Origin of the sequence: Rossellomorea orangium, from assembly GCF_019334305.1 — a bacterium.
Taxonomy (GTDB): Bacteria; Bacillota; Bacilli; order Bacillales; family Bacillaceae_B; genus Rossellomorea.
In genome coordinates, this window is sequence record NZ_JAHWGH010000018.1 from 274,476 (window position 1) to 293,333 (window position 18,858).

The 18,858-nt window shown below is 41.9% G+C and carries 19 protein-coding genes; all 19 read right to left on the bottom strand.

Annotated elements, in window-relative coordinates:
- Positions 1-26 precede the first annotated feature (26 nt).
- Positions 27-1,250, bottom strand: a complete 1,224-nt coding sequence (locus KYJ26_RS18575) for a flagellar hook protein FlgE (RefSeq protein WP_219168870.1) — start codon at positions 1,248-1,250, stop codon at positions 27-29.
- Between the two features lie 71 nt (positions 1,251-1,321).
- Positions 1,322-1,705: a TIGR02530 family flagellar biosynthesis protein gene (locus KYJ26_RS18580; protein WP_219168872.1), complete on the bottom strand. Its 384-nt coding sequence runs from the start codon at positions 1,703-1,705 to the stop codon at positions 1,322-1,324.
- An 11-nt stretch (positions 1,706-1,716) separates the two neighbouring features.
- On the bottom strand, positions 1,717-2,349 hold the full coding sequence (flgD, locus tag KYJ26_RS18585; protein ID WP_219168874.1) for a flagellar hook assembly protein FlgD: 633 nt from the start codon (positions 2,347-2,349) through the stop codon (positions 1,717-1,719).
- Between the two features lie 8 nt (positions 2,350-2,357).
- A complete protein-coding gene (locus tag KYJ26_RS18590) occupies positions 2,358-3,629 on the bottom strand; it encodes a flagellar hook-length control protein FliK (protein WP_219168876.1) in 1,272 nt (423 codons plus the stop codon).
- A gap of 26 nt (positions 3,630-3,655) precedes the next feature.
- Positions 3,656-4,246 (bottom strand): MotE family protein, encoded by a 591-nt coding sequence (locus tag KYJ26_RS18595; RefSeq protein WP_219168877.1) that lies wholly within the window; start codon positions 4,244-4,246, stop codon positions 3,656-3,658.
- Positions 4,247-4,250: 4 nt separating this feature from the next.
- Positions 4,251-4,697, bottom strand: a complete 447-nt coding sequence (gene fliJ, locus KYJ26_RS18600) for a flagellar export protein FliJ (RefSeq protein WP_219168879.1) — start codon at positions 4,695-4,697, stop codon at positions 4,251-4,253.
- 5 nt (positions 4,698-4,702) lie between these two features.
- Complete coding sequence (fliI, locus tag KYJ26_RS18605; RefSeq protein ID WP_219168881.1) at positions 4,703-6,022, bottom strand: flagellar protein export ATPase FliI; 1,320 nt, start codon at positions 6,020-6,022, stop codon at positions 4,703-4,705.
- Positions 6,019-6,792, bottom strand: a complete 774-nt coding sequence (gene fliH, locus KYJ26_RS18610; protein ID WP_219168883.1) for a flagellar assembly protein FliH — start codon at positions 6,790-6,792, stop codon at positions 6,019-6,021. The genes fliI and fliH overlap by 4 nt, the downstream gene beginning before the upstream one ends.
- Positions 6,785-7,798: a flagellar motor switch protein FliG gene (gene fliG, locus KYJ26_RS18615; RefSeq protein WP_219168885.1), complete on the bottom strand. Its 1,014-nt coding sequence runs from the start codon at positions 7,796-7,798 to the stop codon at positions 6,785-6,787. Before fliG ends, fliH begins: the two co-directional genes overlap by 8 nt.
- A gap of 11 nt (positions 7,799-7,809) precedes the next feature.
- Complete coding sequence (gene fliF / locus KYJ26_RS18620) at positions 7,810-9,408, bottom strand: flagellar basal-body MS-ring/collar protein FliF (RefSeq protein ID WP_219168887.1); 1,599 nt, start codon at positions 9,406-9,408, stop codon at positions 7,810-7,812.
- A 33-nt stretch (positions 9,409-9,441) separates the two neighbouring features.
- Positions 9,442-9,747 carry a flagellar hook-basal body complex protein FliE gene (fliE, locus tag KYJ26_RS18625; protein WP_219168889.1) on the bottom strand — a complete coding sequence of 102 codons (306 nt, stop codon included), beginning with the start codon at positions 9,745-9,747 and terminating at the stop codon, positions 9,442-9,444.
- Positions 9,748-9,764: 17 nt separating this feature from the next.
- Positions 9,765-10,223, bottom strand: coding sequence for a flagellar basal body rod protein FlgC (flgC, locus tag KYJ26_RS18630; protein ID WP_219168891.1), 459 nt, complete (start codon positions 10,221-10,223; stop codon positions 9,765-9,767).
- 2 nt (positions 10,224-10,225) lie between these two features.
- Entirely contained in the window at positions 10,226-10,615 is a 390-nt protein-coding gene (flgB, locus tag KYJ26_RS18635) for a flagellar basal body rod protein FlgB (protein WP_219168893.1), read from the bottom strand.
- Between the two features lie 600 nt (positions 10,616-11,215).
- Positions 11,216-11,995, bottom strand: coding sequence for a GTP-sensing pleiotropic transcriptional regulator CodY (gene codY, locus KYJ26_RS18640; RefSeq protein ID WP_149155501.1), 780 nt, complete (start codon positions 11,993-11,995; stop codon positions 11,216-11,218).
- A gap of 96 nt (positions 11,996-12,091) precedes the next feature.
- The gene (gene hslU / locus KYJ26_RS18645) at positions 12,092-13,507 is read right to left on the bottom strand and encodes an HslU--HslV peptidase ATPase subunit (protein WP_219169355.1); all 1,416 of its coding nucleotides are present in this window, start codon (positions 13,505-13,507) and stop codon (positions 12,092-12,094) included.
- Between the two features lie 66 nt (positions 13,508-13,573).
- Positions 13,574-14,116, bottom strand: a complete 543-nt coding sequence (gene hslV, locus KYJ26_RS18650; protein ID WP_219168895.1) for an ATP-dependent protease subunit HslV — start codon at positions 14,114-14,116, stop codon at positions 13,574-13,576.
- A 19-nt stretch (positions 14,117-14,135) separates the two neighbouring features.
- A complete protein-coding gene (xerC, locus tag KYJ26_RS18655; RefSeq protein ID WP_219168896.1) occupies positions 14,136-15,035 on the bottom strand; it encodes a tyrosine recombinase XerC in 900 nt (299 codons plus the stop codon).
- Between the two features lie 61 nt (positions 15,036-15,096).
- A complete protein-coding gene (gene trmFO, locus KYJ26_RS18660) occupies positions 15,097-16,395 on the bottom strand; it encodes an FADH(2)-oxidizing methylenetetrahydrofolate--tRNA-(uracil(54)-C(5))-methyltransferase TrmFO (RefSeq protein WP_219168898.1) in 1,299 nt (432 codons plus the stop codon).
- A gap of 326 nt (positions 16,396-16,721) precedes the next feature.
- Positions 16,722-18,797 (bottom strand): type I DNA topoisomerase, encoded by a 2,076-nt coding sequence (gene topA, locus KYJ26_RS18665; RefSeq protein ID WP_219168900.1) that lies wholly within the window; start codon positions 18,795-18,797, stop codon positions 16,722-16,724.
- Positions 18,798-18,858 lie beyond the last annotated feature (61 nt).

Here is an 18,858-nt window from a genome sequence, read left to right on the forward strand (position 1 = left end):
CAGTCCCTTCCTCCCTTAAGTACGTATTATCGCTTCAAGTTTACAAGCTCTTGCAGGATTTCATCTGACGTCGTGATGATACGCGTGTTTGCCTGGAACCCACGTTGGGCAGTAATCATTTCCGTGAATTCTTCGGAAAGGTCTACGTTTGACATTTCAAGAGATCCGGATTGGAGTGACCCGCGTCCATCTCCTGCAACCCCCTGATTCGGAAGACCTGAGTTGTTCGAAGCCTGAAACAGATTGTTTCCTGCTTTCGTCAACCCACCGGGATTGGAGAAAGTAGCCAACGCCAATTGGCTCAGCACTCTTACTTCACCGTTTGAAAACACTCCGTTCACTTCACCGGAAGAACCGATATTGAAGCTTTCCAGATATCCCTCTGAGTTTCCATCAACAGTATCTACGTTAGCAGAAGAGGAGCTGTCGAACTGAGTGATTTTAGAGAAATCCAGGTCAATAGTTTGTGTCTGAGTTCCACCTGTTTGATTATCTAATGTAATAGGAAACGGCATCTGAGAAGTCATTTTCCCTTGCTCGTCGAAAGTCAATGAAGTCGTTTGACCTTGAGACAATGTAACATCATTTGTAAGACTGGAGATCGTAACACCCCATGTATTCTGGGCTGTCTTTGTCATTAATAATCTAAGACTGATATCCTTTCCGAGCGAATCCTTTACTTTGGTTTCCAGTTCCACTTCTGTACCATTTGGTGCACTGGACTTCAAGTTCCCATTGTAGGAAGCTTCTGTTGTCGCTTGTGGTGCCATGGTCGTATTCGTATCAATTTTAATATCCTCAGCACCGCTTTTATTGACTTCACCCGCAGCATTAACTGGATACCCCTGCACCAAATTCCCTTGACCAGTCACAAGATTTCCATTTGAGTCCAAATAAAAGTTTCCTGCACGGGTGAACATTTCGTTGTTACCTTGTCTGACAACGAAGTATCCGTCTCCTGAAATGGCAACATCCAATGATCGTCCGGTTGTCTGAAGGCTCCCCTGTGTTTGAATTGTATCAATTGATGATAAGGAAGATCCCAGACCCACTTGCTTTGCATTCTGACCTCCACGGTTAGCAGTTGCTCTACTGGCACCGGACACGGTCTGGTTCATGAGATCCTGGAACGTCACCCGGCCTTTTTTATAACCGTACGTATTCACGTTTGCAATATTATTACCGATGACGTCGAGTTTTGTTTGAAAATTTTTCATTCCACTTATACCTGAATACATTGAACGTAGCATGAATGTTTTCCCCTTTCGTATGAGCTGCTTCAGTCATTCCACAGCGTTAGGCTTCCTTTTTAAGGTCCGGCCTATGAATCAATTAATATCGTACCGTTAATATTCGTGAAAATTTGAGAATAAGCTTCTTCTCTGTCCAATGCCGTGATCACTGTTTGATTCTTAGCACTCACAATCAAGGCGGCGTCCTTCAATATCACGAGAGAATCCTTTACGCCTTTCCCTTTTGCCTCATTCACTCTCTTCCCGATTTCATCCCAGGTCTCCTTAGAAATGGAAATCCCTCTTTGTTCCATCCTCACCTTCGCATGTTTACTTATTTGTATTGGACGTACGTCTTGAATCGCTTCGTCCAATTGAGCTGAAAAAGACGGGCTTGCAGATCGATTAACTGCTTTCTTATGGTACTGAGGTGTGATAGGTTGCGGTGAGCGATGAAAATACGTCTTTTCCATTCAACCACTCCCTATGATTCAATTTTCATCAATGCTTCACTGGAGATTTTCTCTCCTTCAACTGTATGAACCCAGATTTGTGAATCTTTCTTCGAGACAGACTGAACAACTCCGCCGAGCTCGCCTTCTTCCCCGTTCCATGTCACTTTTTTACCTATTAACAAGGAAGCACTTACGAGAGAAGAATCTCCGCTGCCTTCAGTATTCACTTGAGATATATTTCCCGGAGTCAATATTGTTCCGTCTTCCATAATGAATTCTACAGAATCCCCCTTAAAGCGGACACCTTTCACAAGACCTTGTCCTTCTTGAATTTCTGGGGTTTCAGTCGATTCCGATTCGATGATTTTATGCCAAGTGACTTGTTTCCCTACAAATTGATTGTAAGCGATCAATTGTGTTTGACTTTGATTGTCCACGAACTTCTCCATCGTTTGAGTCAAATTCGTCATTTGTTCCAATGAAGAAAATGTAGCCATCTGAGCGATGAAATCCTTATCTTGCATCGGATTTAATGGATCTTGATTCTGCAATTGAGTCATGAGGATTTTCAGGAAATCATCTTTCCCTAAAATGTCTTTTCCTCCTTCACGTTGCTTCGTTTGAAGGGTGGAATACAGTAAATTCGGATCGATTTTCGTCATGTCATCACCTATATTTCGGTATTTACGAGGTAATCCTTAAAGGATTTCTCCCCTTCTTCCTGGGTCATGCCAGGTTGTTCAGATTGTGGCTGTTTATGATGTTGTGAAGACTGCTGCTGCGATTGCCCTTTATTCTGTCGCTCCGTGTCTGAGAGTGTCTGCGATATCTCTATCTTCTCCACTTGCAGATTCTGAGACGAAAACGCATGCTTCAAGCCTTGAATTTGAGAATCCAGCATTTCTTTTGCAGTGGAGGTTGATGCCAATATTTTGGCTGTCATCACACCGTTGTGCTGAAGAAGTTCAATTCTTAGTGATCCTAATTGCTCCGGATAGAGTTTAATCAATAATTTACTCATGTTTGGTTGAGACACCATATTGGACTTACCGAGAATATTCTGGAATTCTTTCACAAATTGCTCATATTGAAGGGACTTATTATTTGGCGCAAGGCTCATTGAAAATGTTTCAGACTTGGGAAGAGAAAAGTGAATTTGATTCCCCTGTACTTGGATGCTTTTCTTTTCTAAGGCGTTTGCCTCTGCTTCAGCAGGTTGAGTATCCGCTTCAATCGCTTGGCGGGTATAAGCTTCTTTAAGGAGACGTGACCAATCTTTTGATACATTAAACATTCCTGTTAATGTACTTTCAATTCCTTTTTTCAGGCTCTTCATCATCTCTTTAAGTTCATTTGCTTTTGATGCTTCTGTGATGTGCATATCACGACTTTGAGTGAATAATTCAATCACCTTAGCCAGTCTGATGACATCCTCTACACGCCCCTGGCCTTCTCCCTGTCCTTGAGGGTTATCTTTCTTCATCAAGCCTTTTATATCATTCGTAAGGTGAGATTGCAGAAGTTGCAGTGTTGCAAGCAGGATGTCATAATCGTCTTCTCCATCAGCCTGAGGTCCTGCTGTCTCCGTTCCTAATAGCGCAGTTTGCAGTTCAAAATAAAATGATGCGATTTCCTCTACATTCACACCTATCATTTCAGCGATCTGACTAATATCCAGCCCTTTTACTTTTGCCAGATCATCTATCTGCTGAGACGTAAGACCGATACCTGCAAGATCAACACTACCAATAAGATCTTCGAGGTTAATGAGAAAGGTCTCTGAATCTTGCTTCGTTATCGGGGTCTTCATTACATTCTGATTGGAAACAAACCCCAGAAGATGGCTAGAGAATCCTTCAATATCTGCCTTTGGAAGTGTCGACTCCTGACTCGAGACTTTTATTGAATTTACCCTCTGAACACCGATTCCTATTTCCATCATGTCACCTCCTTTACATACAAGCTAATTCATTCATCGGTTGAAAGAAGCCCTGTATATCTTGCAGCATCTTCCGGTGGCATTTTTTCCAGTATATCTGCAAGCGTATCTGGCTTGATGCTAGAAAGAATCTTCATCGCCTCTTCATCTTCCATCTCCATGAGAACAGGGGCTGCGCTCTTTGCAGACATCGCTTCGAATGTGCTTACAACTTCTTTAAATGCACGCTTGTTTTCTTCACCAATCTGACGTAGTTCTTCAAGCTCCCCTTTCTGCTGCTGAATGGTTGCCTGGAGTTGTTCGTTACGATTATCCTTTTGATCCAATTCGCTTTGAAGCTGGGCCATTTTAGCTTCTTGATCTTCAATGGAGGCATTTAAAGTGAGAATCTTCTCTTGTAATTGTTTTTGGTCCTCAACATCATTTGAAGGGATGACCTTGGCCAGGAAAGGAATTTCCGAGCTTAATGATTGTGCCTTTTCAAAAATATTTATCCCTGCAAACGTCATGATGACCAACGCGAAGGTGATTGCAAACAAGAGAGGAATGATGATGATGAAAATGAATCTTTGAAAACGACTGTACGAATCTTTCTTTTCCTCTTCTATTACCTTTGCCATGAAATCACCTTACTCCCCGTTTCAAATATTGGGCGACGGACACTTCGTCTAACTGCTTATTTTCTGCAAATTGGATATTCTCCAGGAAACGCTTAAAATCTTTTTCTTTCATCTTTTCATATTTCTTGACTTCAACATTCATATCCACTAGCTTCTCTTCGTACCAATTCATCCGATTTCTCGCTTGTATCACGAGATCCTGATAATAAGAAATGGTTTTCTCAAGATTAGTAATGAATTGTTGATGGTGACGAATATCCTGAACAGATAATCCATCCTGTAATTTTGTTTCCTGATGATTCTCAAGGGATTCTTTCTTTTTCAAAAATTCATAAAGTTTCTCGGCAACTCTTTCAAATTTTTCGATTGCTCCCCTGTACATCTCCTGTACTTCATCTTTTTCTTTTTCTTTCACCGTTAAAATCCTTTGGAACTTATACTGATAACTCATTTGAATCATCCACCTTTTTCCGATAGCTTGATAAGCTCATCAACACTTGCAGTAAGAGATATCTGTTCATATACCCCCTGCTTCAGGAAAGAAATGATTCCCGGATAATAGTTAATGGCTTCATCCACTTCACGGGAGGTCCCTTTTTTATAGGCTCCGATTTGAATCAAATCTTCCGAATTCATATACGTACTTAATAACTCCCTAATTCTCGTGGCAGCATGTAAATGTTCTTTTGAAGCCAGGTGGTTCATCAATCTGCTGACACTCTTAAGAATATTGATTGCCGGGTACTGCCCTCGATTAGAAATTTGACGGTCCAGTACGATATGACCATCGAGTATCCCCCTCACTGTATCCGAGATGGGTTCATTTAAGTCATCACCATCAACCAGGACCGTATAAAATGCCGTAATGCTCCCATTCAGGTTGGTTCCTGTTCTCTCGAGTAACTTTGGTAATATCGCAAAGACTGATGGAGTATATCCTTTGGTAGTAGGTGGCTCTCCCACCGCCAGTCCGATTTCCCTCTGTGCCATGGCTACCCTGGTGGCAGAATCCATCATCAGCATGACGTCCATGCCTTTATCACGGAAATATTCTGCAATCGCAGTTGCTGTGAATGCTCCTTTTATTCTCATGAGTGCAGGCTGGTCAGATGTAGCGGCCACAACAATGGTTCGTTTCAGCCCTTCTTCACCTAAATCTCTTTCAATGAATTCTCTCACTTCCCTGCCACGCTCACCTACAAGTGCAATAACATTCAAATCCGCTTTCGTATTCCTCGCAATCATTCCTAGCAATGTACTTTTTCCGACACCGCTACCGGCGAAAATCCCAACTCTCTGTCCCTTTCCAACTGTCAACATACTGTCGATGGCTTTTACGCCAACCTCCATTTTTTCATCGATTGGAGGTCTTGATAAGGGATTGGGAGGTTCCTGTTCCGTATAGGATGTGCTTAACCCTGACGGTAATTGACTGCCATCGAGGGGGTGTCCCAGGGAGTCGATCACTTTTCCAATTAAAGATGGGCCAATCTTGATTTCCAAAGGCTTTGATGTGGCCTCTACTAGACTTCCTGGAGAAATATCCTGCATGTTTGTATAGGGCATAAGGATGACTAAATCATCATTAAAGCCGACAACTTCTGCCTGGATCACTTTTTGCTTGCCCCGGGATATAATATGGATGTGACACACTTCGCCTACAGAACTTGCAGGTCCTTGTGACTCGATCATCAACCCTACAACCCGCTTCACTTTTCCATACTTCTTGAAAGTCGGAATGTGGGGGATATGTGCTATAAGATCTGCTGCTTTCATCCCGAATCACCTTCCAGGAGATGGTGTAGCTTCAGCTTTAATTCATTTAATTGAGAATCGATGCTGATCATCACTCGTCCCTGATTCGTTTCAATGTAACATTCATCGGGACCGAGATCTTCATTCGCATAAATGAAGCATTGAATATCAGTCGGGAACATCACTTCGAGTTCTGATTTATTCTGTGCAAGAAGCACATGTCGGGAAGGATGAACATGTATTTGGATGTGTGGTAAATCCCTCACTTCCTTCAATCCCCGTTTCACGATAGAAAGGAATACATCCGGTTCTTCATTAAGCTTTTGATTCATGATTTTCTCTGCACTAGTGAGTCCAAGATTGAGAATCACTTGCTCTGCCCTCTGGATATAATCTTCATATTGTTCCTTGTTCCAGTCGACTAATGTATTGGCTTCCTGCAGTTTGGCCTGATATTCTTCGTAGCCTTTCCTTTTTCCTTCTTCTTCTCCTTGAAGAAACCCTGCGTTATAAGCCTCCTGCATAAGCTGCTCACGTTCTGTTATCCAATTATCCTTTTCATACAGTAAGCGCTCTAGTTCTTTTTCTGCATTTTCCCTGGCTGCCCCGATGATTCTCTCTGCTTCTATGGTCGCTTGCTCTATGATCTGATCTCTACGCAGAGAAGCATTTCCAATGAGCATACTCTCCTCTGGGGTTGCCTCACCTGTTGGCTTGAATTTCTTGAGGGAAATGACTTTTTGGTTTTCCCCATCACTTTGAGCTAAAGTAGACTTTATGATCCTAGACAATAATATCGTCCCCTCCACCACGGGCAATGATGATTTCACCTGAATCCTCTAATCTTCTTATCACTGCTACAATCCGTGACTGAGCTTCTTCTACATCACGCAAACGCACCGGCCCCATGAATTCCATCTCTTCTTTAAGGGTTTCGACCATACGATTGGACATGTTCCTGAAGACCACTTCTTTCACTTCGTCACTTGATACTTTAAGCGACAAAAGAAGATCTTCATTATCACAATCACGTATGACCCTTTGAATGGAGCGTCCGTCCAGGGTAACAATATCTTCAAAGACAAACATTCTCTTTTTAATTTCCTCTGCCAATTCGGGATCTTGAATCTCCAAGGCATCAAGGATCGTTTTCTCTGTAGAACGATCCACCCCGTTCAACACTTCTACTACAGCTTCCACTCCACCGGTTTGGGTGTAATCCTGTGTGACTGTCGCTGAGAGTTTACGCTCGAGAATGGCTTCAACCTCGCTGATCACTTCTGGAGAAGTACCATCCATCACTGCAATACGTCTTGCGATATCCGCCTGAACTTCCTGTGGTAGTTCAGAGAGGATCTGGCCTGCCTGCTGTGGGTCAAGATAAGACAGAATCAAGGCAATCGTCTGAGGATGTTCGTTTTGGATGAAATTAAGAATTTGAGCAGCATCCGCTCTCCTTGCGAAATCAAAGGGCTTGACCTGCAAAGATGAGGTCAGGCGATTTATGATGGCTGAAGCCTGATCAGAACCCAGCGCCTTTTCTAATACGGTTTTGGCATAGCCGATCCCACCTTGGGAAATATAGTCCTGGGCGATGGCAATATGATGAAACTCTTCTAAAATCTCTTCCTTCGCTTCCGTTTCTACTTTCTTCACTCCAGAAATCTCCAAAGTCAATTTCTCGATTTCTTCTTCCGACAAATGCTTGTACACAGATGCAGAAACATCAGGACCAAGGGAGATCAGGAGAATGGCTGCCTTTTGTTTACCTGTTAAGCCTTTCTCTCTTCTAACCATGTTCATCCCTCCTAATCCTCTGCTAACCAGGTGCGTAACAATTTCGCAAATTCATCTGGTTTATCTTTAGCCATTCTTTCAAGCTGCTTCCTGCGAATCGAGCCCTCTGTTTCTTCTTTTGGTTCGATTTCGGGTATATGCACAGGCTCCCTTGTTTCTTCATATTCCAGTTCTTCCATCGAATCTTTCTTACGGGATCGCATTAAGAAAAATACTAATAGAAGAATCACCACTAGCAGAATGCCACCAATGACGTATGTCCACCATGGGAGAAAAGGTTTCACTTTAGATGGGACATCCACTTTTCCATTAAATGGTTGGACAGAGACGACCACTTTATCCTGGATTGCTTCGTCTGTCAGTTCAGGGTTTGCATCTTTGTCAATGGACGTTCGGACGATCGTGGACAATACTTGGCGTATATCATCCACCCGATCCTGCGGTAATGACGCTATTTCTTCTGGGTTAGGCGGTTCCACCATGACCTGAATCCCAAGATCCCTTATTTTATATGGGCTTTCTACAATTTCTTTTTTTATGCGATTAACTTCGCTGTTAATCGTTTCTTCCATTCGCTCATAGTCACCATTTGATTCTGAGCTGGAACCGTATGTAACCCCGCTGTTGGTCGGTTCATTCCCATCTCCCGCTCCTGCAGTGCCACCTGGATTAGCTCCTTCTCCAGAGAAGGTTTCAGTGATTCGCTGTGCACTGACAGCGATCCCTTCCATGTTTTCTTTATCGACAGGCTCCACTATGTTTGCTTCACTGGTTTCCTGGGTAAAGTCAATGTCAGTGGTAACGGAAACCACTACCTTGTTAAAACCGATCAGCGTACCGAGCATATTCTGTACCTGTCGTTGAATATCCCGCTCAACCTCTTTCTTTACATTCATTTGTTGAGCAAAATTACCGCTTCCCGTAGAATTATTCTCAGATTCTAAATCAAAATACTCAAAATATTGATTCATGATGACGATATTCTCAGTAGGGAGGTCTGGGACACTTTTCGAAACAAGGTGATAAAGTGATTTGATTTGTTTCGGATCAAAAGTGAAACCAGGCTTTGTATCCAACACGATGGATGCAGATGCATTTTGAACATCATCACTTAAGAAAATTTCTTTCTCTGGAAGATTAATCATGACTTTAGCATCCTGGATTCCATCAATTCCCTTCATCAAATTCGCCAATTCAGTTTGCATGGCATCCAGCTTCATAACATTGAATTCATTATCTGTCATACCGAACCCGGCATTTTGACTAAAAAAGGTGTAGTCGATGCTCCCGGAGTTGGGGATCCCCTCTGCTGCAAGTTCAACTTTCAGGGTATCCACTTGTTCCTTTGGTACCATGATGGTCGATCCACTATCAGTAATTTCCGAAGGGATTCCTCTGCCATCCAAATTTTCTTTAATGGTTCCCGTTTCAGATGGGGATAAATTACTATACAAAGGTTCGAGTTTCGTTCTTGTTGTAAAATAACTCATCGCCCCGATAAGAATGACTGATAGCAGGAAGATGGATCCCATACTGATTTTTTGTTTTCTGGTTCTACTTGTCCAATACGTTTTTATCTGTTCTGTATATTTCTTAAACGATTCATTCATTACAATCCTCCGGTACTCGACTGCATGAGTCTACTACATTGGCATTCTCATAATCTCTTGGTAGGCTTCCACTACTTTGTTACGCACTTCCATCGTCGTTTGCAGGGTGATACTCGCCTTTTGTGAAGCAATCATCACTTGATGAAGGTCAACATTTTCACCCCTGACAAGTTTTTCCGTCAATTGATCCGACTGCACCTGCATCTTATTGACTTCATCGATTGAATTTTTTAATAACTGACTGAAATTATCGGATCCAACTGCAGGGGAATTATTTTTTTTTGCGAGTGACGGACTAATAATCCCAGGTGATATCGAATTAATTTGATGAATTGCCATAGAATTAAAACCTCTCTCTATTTACCAATTTCTAATGACTTCATTAACATCGCTTTATTTGCATTAAAGACAGTTACATTTGCTTCATACGAACGCGTTGCTGAAATAAGGTCCACCATCTCTCTCAATGGATCGACATTCGGCAGACTGACATATCCCTCATCATTTGCATCGGGATGTTCTGGATCATAAACCATTTTAAATGGAGTTTGTTCATCTTCCTCAATCCTTGATACTTGTACGCCTCCGGCTGTGTGACCGTCTTTCGTATTCATCGCCTTGTTCAAGAAAGATGAAAACTGATTTCCCTTAGGCACCATAACCACAGACTTCCTTTGGTACGGCTGCCACTCGCCATCCACCATCTTCCCTCTTGTTGTGTCGACATTCGCCATATTCGATGAAATGACATCCATTCTTAACCGTTGGGCGGTAAGTGCGGAAGCGGTTGTATTCATACCCGTAAACAAGGTCATGATCATTTTCCTCCTCTTATGACTGATTGGAGACTGTTAAACTTTCCATTTATCCTGTCAGTCAGGGCATTGAAATAAATCTGGTTCGTTGCCATCTCTGACATTTCCTGATCCATGTCCACTCCATTACCATTATGGTTATATTGAAAAGCTGACTTCGTCTTGACTGAAGGATGTTGATTATCAGAACGAAAGGAGAAGTGACGTTGATTTGTTCTTTTAGCTTCAAATTGTTGAAGGGACTGATCAAAAAACGTCTTAAACTCTACTTCTTTAGCTTTATAATTTGCAGTATCAGCGTTCGCGATATTTTGAGAAATGACTTTCTGATTTAATGAGGCATAATTCAGCCCGTTTTCCAGCGAATTGATTGTATTGGAAAAAAGTTTCATGGTAGGCACCTCTATCCGTATTTTGACATGAATCAACTATTTTTGACATATTTAGCATACAACAGTATTTATTGTAATGTTTAGCAACATTAGTGTCTATGAATATTCCGTAAATTTTCTTGAAAGAGATGGATAATCATCAATTTCGTGACTTTTAATCCACTTTTATCCCTTATATTCCCATGGTTGTTTTTAACATAAATAAATATATTTTACTTTTATTGTTACATTAACGTTACAAGAGGTAGTGATTTTAAAAACGGCACGAGCATAAAAACTTTAAAATGGCACGAGAAAAACATCACCTTTCTTCAGGTGAATGCATTATTCTTTCAATCTGGAAACATTAGTCTCTCTATGTCGAATTGAGTCGTAATATTGTTGTAACTTTATTGTACTATCCGTACAATAGATGACAATACCAAAAGAACGATTGCCAGTAGTTCATTCGACTTATTTTCCCTAAACAGTCTGACATTTCAATTCTTTCAGCCTACATATGCTAATTTGATAAGAGGTTGTTCACTCTGTCGCTGCTTTTTCTTGTCCTTATACCTCAAAAAAAAAAGCTGTTTCCAAAGGGAAACAGCTTTTAGAATATTAGTTTGTACGTAATTTATCCAATTCAACTAAGAATTTATTATTTAATACTTTAATGTAAGTACCTTTCATTCCAAGGGAACGCGATTCAATGACACCCGCACTCTCCAGTTTACGTAGGGCATTAACGATTACAGAGCGTGTAATACCGACCCTGTCGGCAATTTTCGATGCTACAAGCAGTCCTTCATTTCCATTTAGTTCTTCAAAGATATGCTCGATGGCTTCAAGTTCACTGTACGACAATGAACTGATCGCCATTTGTACGACTGCCTTGCTTCTTGCTTCCACTTCGATTTCCTCGGCTTTCTCACGAAGAATCTCCATTCCCACAACAGTTGCACCATATTCACCCAGAATCAAATCGTCATCTTCAAAGCTTGCTTCCAGACGGGCAAGGATCAGCGTACCGAGTCTTTCTCCCCCTCCGATAATCGGGACGATCGTCGTTAGGCCGTTTTTAAAAAATTCTCTATTTTCAACAGGGAAAGCAGTATATTCACTGTTTACATCCAAGTTAGGAGATGTTTCCTGTACGTTGAATAAGTTTTGAGTATACTCCTCAGGAAATTGACGGTCTGCAAGCATTTGTTTCATACGCTCGTTTTCAATTTGTTGATTGATGGCATAACCCAATAACTTACCGCGACGACTCACAACAAATACATTCGCTTCAATAACCTTACTTAGCGTTTCTGACATTTCTTTGAAGTTCACCGGTTTCCCAGCTGCTTTTTGCAACATGGCATTGATCGTTCTTGTTTTACCTAATAAATTCATTACGTTTCCTCCTACTACAACTAAAGTGTATCTATTATTTAATTTGTTATTATCCTTGATCCATCTACCTTTACCCATAAGAGGGAAAGTGAAAACTTATAGGATAAACTGACTTAAATCCTTATCTTTGGAAATTGCGCCTAATTTATCATCCACATATTGCGGCGTGATCTTTACCGTATCCAATGTGATTTCAGGTGCTTCAAAGGATAAGTCTTCAAGAAGTTTCTCCAAAATAGTATGAAGTCTTCTGGCCCCGATATTATCGGTATTTTGATTAACATCATAGGCAATTTCAGCGAGTCTACGAATAGCATCGTCAGAAAATTCAATTTGTATACCTTCTGTTTCCATTAATGCGATATATTGTTTTATAATTGCATTATCCGGTTCAACCAGGATCCTTACAAAGTCATCTGTAGACAATTTCTGAAGTTCAACCCTGATTGGAAAACGCCCTTGTAATTCAGGGATAAGATCAGAAGGTTTGCTCATATGAAAGGCACCTGCAGCAATGAAAAGGACATGATCTGTCTTCACCGAACCATATTTAGTTACAACGGTCGACCCCTCCACCACAGGAAGGATATCACGCTGAACACCTTCTCTGGATACATCCGCTGAAGATTGCCCTGAGCTCTTGCTTGCAATCTTATCAATTTCATCAATGAAGATAATCCCGGATTGCTCGGCACGGCTGACTGCCTCCTGGGTCACTTCATCCATGTCAATTAGCTTTTGGGCCTCCTCATTCGTCAGTAGCACCCTTGCTTCTTTTACTTTTAATTTTCGCTTTTTCTTTTTCTTAGGCATGAAATTACTTAGTGCATCCTGCATATTCATACCCATTTGTTCCATCCCGGATCCTTGAAGCATATCAAACATGGATGCTTGCTGCTCCTCGACCTCTATCGTGATGAATTCTTCTTCCAATTCACCATTTTCAAGTCTCTTTTCCATCCTTCTTCTTTGCTCTTGAAGTGAAATCTCTTCTTGTTTCTCTTCTTCTTCTTCAGATGTTGACCCTTGAGTCGCATTACCACCAAAGATCATTTCAAACGGGTTCTTATAAGAAGAGGGTTTCTTCTTGGATGGGACAACAAGTTCAACCAAGCGACGATTCGCGTTTTCAGCGGCTCTTTCACGGACGCCGACCATTTTTTCCTCTTTTACAAGGCGAACGGACGTTTCAACGAGATCCCTGACCATCGACTCGACATCCCGCCCGACGTAGCCCACTTCAGTAAACTTGGTAGCCTCCACTTTTACAAAAGGGGCACGAACGAGCTTCGCAATTCTTCTTGCAATCTCTGTTTTACCGACTCCAGTCGGTCCCATCATCAGAATGTTCTTCGGAATCACTTCGTCTTTCAATACGTCTGACAGAAGACTACGTCTATAGCGGTTTCTAAGAGCGACAGCAACGGCTCTCTTCGCATCCTTTTGACCTACAATATATTGATCCAATCTTTCGACTATTTGCCGAGGGGTTAAGTGATCAGTACTCTTCATCAAGTGGCACACTCCTTACTCCTAATAGTGTTAGAGAATGTCGTTACAAAGTTGAAAAACGACCTTTTACAGTTCTTCAACAATAATTTGGTTATTCGTGTAAACACATATATCGGCAGCAATCTGAAGGGAAGACCGGGCAATTTCTTTAGCAGACAAGTGGTCACCGGCATAAAGTTTCAATGCCCTTCCGGCAGATAGTGCATAATTACCTCCTGAACCGATGGCAAGAATCCCATCATCAGGTTCAATAACTTCACCTGTTCCGGAAATCAGCAGAAGGTGACTTTCATCCATTACAATCAACATAGCTTCAAGCTTTCTGAGCACCTTATCGCTTCTCCACTCTTTAGCAAGCTCGACTGCGGCCCTCTGGAGATTTCCATTGAATTCTTGAAGCCTGCCTTCGAACATTTCTGACAAAGTGAATGCATCGGCGACAGAACCCGCAAATCCGGCCAATACTTTTCCGTTGAATAATTTACGCACTTTTTTTGCCGTGTGCTTCATGACAACGGAATTGCCGAATGTAACCTGTCCGTCACCTGACATGGCACATTTGCCTTTATGCTGCACTGCAAAAATAGTGGTTGCATGGAATTGTTCCATATCATGACCTCCAACTCTTCTAAGCACGGGGATGATGTGCTAAATAGGTTTTTCTCAGCTGATCTTTAGTTACATGCGTATAAAGCTGAGTGGATGATAACTGAGCGTGTCCAAGAAGTTCCTGGACCGTCCTTAAATCGGCACCATTATTCAATAAATGAGTAGCAAAGGTGTGCCGCAGCATATGAGGATGTATTTTCCCCGTTAATGATGCATTCTCGATAATCTTATTTAAGATCAGACGCACACCTCTTTGGGTTAACGCTCCTCCACGATGATTGACCAACAGTTGTGTGTGTGTCTCATTCTTCATCAACTTGGGCCTGGAATGTGTTATGTATTGTTCAAGGGCATCGTGTGCGAAGCTCCCAAATGGGACATATCTCTCTTTATTCCCTTTACCTTTCACCAGGATGGTAGATAAGCGGAAATCAACGTCAGCCAACTGTATACTCGTACACTCACTTACGCGGATTCCCGTTGCATAGAGTAGCTCAAATATAGCCCGGTTGCGTATGTCCATTGGTGTGTTCCCAGCGCATGCTTGAAGCAGGGCTTCAATTTCCTCCTCATAAAAGAAGTTAGGCAAACGCTGTTCTTTTTTGGGCAGATTGACAAACGAAAAAGGGTTCTCGAGCAGCTGCTTTTCCCGGTTTAAATAACGGTAGAAACTTCTTATGCTGGAAACCTTCCTTGAAATGGAAGATCTCATTAATCCATGATCATGAAGCTTAGTTAAAAAAAGCCTCGCATCTGAATACTCGACATCTTTTAATGAACGTAAACCTTGTTCTTTCATAAATACGTAGAACTCTTCGATATCATGACGATATTGTTCAAAAGTATGAACAGAATAATGCTTTTCTATTTGTAAATATTCAGTAAAGGATTGTAATTGTTCATCTAATTTTTTTTCCATGTTTAACACCTCACAAGGGCTACTAAATAGTAACACAACAGAGCTACCCTTGCAATGAATTTTACACTTTTTTCACAAAGTTCTGAATTGTTTCTAATGCCCTATTCGCGTGTTGCTCATTCCGCTCTTTTTTACCTTTAACCTTTTTTGGCAGATCAGGGAAAAGCCCAAAATTGGCATTCATCGGTTGAAAGTTATGTTTATTCGCTGTGGTGATGTATCTTGCCATACTTCCGATGGCCGTATCATACGGAAACACAAGTGGTTTTTCTTCATTCGCAAGTTTTGCCGCATTGATCCCTGCGATCAGACCGCTTGCTGCTGATTCTACATACCCTTCAACCCCTGTCATTTGACCTGCGAAAAAGAGGTGTTCATGACTCTTCAGCTGATAGGTATCCTTTAGAACATTTGGTGAATTGATGAAAGTATTCCTGTGCATGACACCGTAACGGACAATATCCGCATTCTCGAGGCCAGGGATCAAACGAAGCACCTCTTTCTGTGGCCCCCACTTTAGATGGGTCTGGAAACCGACAATATTATAGAGTGTCCCTGCGGCATCATCTTGTCTTAATTGTACTACAGCATACGGGCGCTTTCCCGTTTTAGGATCTTCTAATCCAACCGGTTTAAGCGGTCCGAATAACATTGTCTTCCTTCCCCGTTCAGCCATGACCTCGATTGGCATGCAGCCTTCGAAGAAAACTTCTTTCTCAAATTCCTTCAACGGGACCGTCTCCGCAGCAATAAGGGCTTCATAGAAAGTATTGAACTCACTTTCAGTCATCGGACAGTTCAGATAAGCAGCCTCCCCTTTGTCATAACGGGATTTCAAGTAGACTTTATCCATATCAATGGAATCTTTCTCAATGATTGGTGCAGCTGCATCATAGAAATATAAATGTTCTTCCCCCGTAAGTTGCTTGATTTGCTTTGACAGACTTTCACTTGTAAGGGGTCCGGTAGCTATTATCGTAATCCCCTCGGGTATGGTTGTAACTTCTTCATTCATCACCGTAACATTCGGGTGATTTTTCACTTTATCTGTAACCAACGCTGCAAATTCATGGCGGTCTACGGCCAATGCCCCTCCAGCCGGAACGGAACAGGCATCAGCTGCTGACATGATGACTGAATCCAAATGTCTCATTTCTTCTTTTAACACTCCTACTGCATTCGTAAGAGTATTTGCCCTTAGTGAGTTACTGCACACAAGCTCTGCAAATTTATCTGTATGGTGGGCAGGTGTTTTAACAATGGGTCTCATTTCAAATAGATTGACTTTAATTCCCCTTTTAGCGATCTGCCAAGCGGCTTCACTACCTGCTAGCCCTGCTCCGATGACGTTTACTGACATGATTCTACCTCCTACAGTCCGAGCTTTATCCAATCTGCATTGTACACGAAGGGACAATGATAAGAAAGATAAATGTATATTGAAAATGTATGATGATTATGACAAATTTTGAAACAAAACACAAAAGGGCTGACCCATTAGGTAATAGAGAAATCACCTGTTGGGACAGTCCCTCGTTACATTGTATTCGTTCATTGTTCAACAATCAATGTTTTTATTGACTCTGTCGACAATTTTGGCTGATTCAGCAGTTCTTAGTGATTAATGGCAATTCTCCAACAGGTCCTCCCGGATTAAGAATCGTCGCCAAGAATGACAAACCAATCTTATTTCTGAGGTTCTTCCTTATAATCACAGTTCGTACACTGAATTTGATTACCTTTTTTAAGCTTCTTCTCTACGAGTAACTCAGCACATTTAGGACATTTGCGTTCAATCGGTTTATCCCAGGATAAGAAATCACACTCAGGATACTGATCGCATCCGTAGAAAATACGTTTTTTCTTACTTTTCCGTTCAATGATGTTTCCTTTTTCACATTTAGGACATTTTACACCGATCTCCTTGACGATCGCCTTGGTGTTCCGACAATCCGGAAAATTGCTGCAAGCCATGAATTTCCCGTATCTACCCATCTTGATCACCATCGGATGCCCACATTCCTCACAATCTTCCCCGGCGGGTTCATCGCGGATTTCGATTTTCTCCATCTCATTTTCCGCTCTTTCCAAGTGCTTTTCAAAGTCTTGATAAAAGCGATCGATGATCCTTTTCCACTTGACATTACCGTCTTCAATATCATCAAGACTGCGTTCCATGTTTGCTGTAAATTCGACATCAATGATATCCGGGAAGAATTCCCTTATCAATTCCAGAACGATTTCACCAAGCTCGGTTGGAATGAAACGCTTATTATCAAGAGTCACATATCCCCTGCGTTGAATCGTATCGAGAGTCGGCGCGTAGGTGGAAGGTCTTCCGATACCGAGTTCCTCTAAGGTCTTAACCAATCTTGCTTCGGTATACCTTGGTGGCGGCTGGGTGAAATGTTGATTCGGGTCAATGTTTTCACTTTTCACCTTATCACTTTCTTCCAATGCCGGAAGAAAATTATCTTTTTCTTCTTTTTGATCGTCAGACCCTTCTACATATACCTTCATGAATCCTGGAAACTTCACTTTCGAACCAGTCGCCCTGAACATGACCGAATTGTTCACAAGATCTACACTCATGGTGTCCATGATGGCAGGAGCCATCTCACTGGCAACGAATCGTTCCCAGATCAATTTATAGAGCCGGTACTGATCTCTTGAGAGAAACTCTTTCACCGAAGATGGATCCCTTAAAGTGCTGGTTGGTCGAACTGCTTCGTGGGCATCCTGGGCTTTTTGCTGTTTTTTCTCTTTGCGGTCAGACTGCTTCATAAATTCCTGACCATATTTATTCACGATGTATTCATTTGCTTCTTTTTGAGCTACTTCAGAAATACGGGTGGAGTCCGTTCTCATATAGGTGATAAATCCAACGGTTCCTTGTTTTCCCATCTCAATTCCTTCGTACAATTGTTGAGCCAGCATCATCGTCTTTTTAGCCCGGAAATTTAATTTCCTGGCTGCTTCCTGCTGTAGGGAAGAAGTGGTAAACGGAGGAGCCGGATTCCTTTTTCTTTCCTTCTTCGTCACTTTATTCACTTCAAAGGATTTTCCTTTTACTTTTCCGAGCACTTCTTTTACATCATCCTCGGTCTTCAATTCAACCTTCTTCCCGTCAATTCCATAAAATGATGCTTGGAACGTATCGTTCCCTTTCGTGAATTCAGCTTCTATGGACCAGTACTCTTCAGGGGTGAAGTCTTTGATTTCATTTTCTCTGTCAATAATTAAGCGGACGGCAACGGATTGCACCCTGCCGGCACTGAGCCCCTTTTTGACCTTTTTCCATAGTAACGGGCTAATATTGTATCCTACCAATCGATCCAGAACCCTTCTGGCTTGTTGTGCATCGACCAGGTCCATGTTGATTGCGCGGGGATGTTTAAAAGATTCTTTGATTGCATCCTTTGTGATTTCGTTGAATACCACACGGCATGCAGAAGATGTGTCCATATCCAGACTGTGTGCAAGATGCCACGCAATCGCTTCCCCTTCTCTGTCGGGGTCGGCCGCAAGAAAGATTTTCTTTACTTTTTTCGCTGCCGTTTTCAGTTCTTTTAATACAGGTCCCTTGCCGCGTATCGTAATATACTTCGGTTCGAATTCGTTTTCAACGTCCACACCCATCTGACTCTTCGGCAAGTCGATGACGTGACCCATTGAAGCCCTTACCTTATATTTTTTCCCTAAATAACGTTCAATTGTTTTCGCCTTAGCCGGCGATTCCACTATTACTAAATAATCTGCCATCCAATAAGCCTCCTTAAAGAGGAAAATAATCACTGTTTATAGTACCTTGGAATGTTCAAGA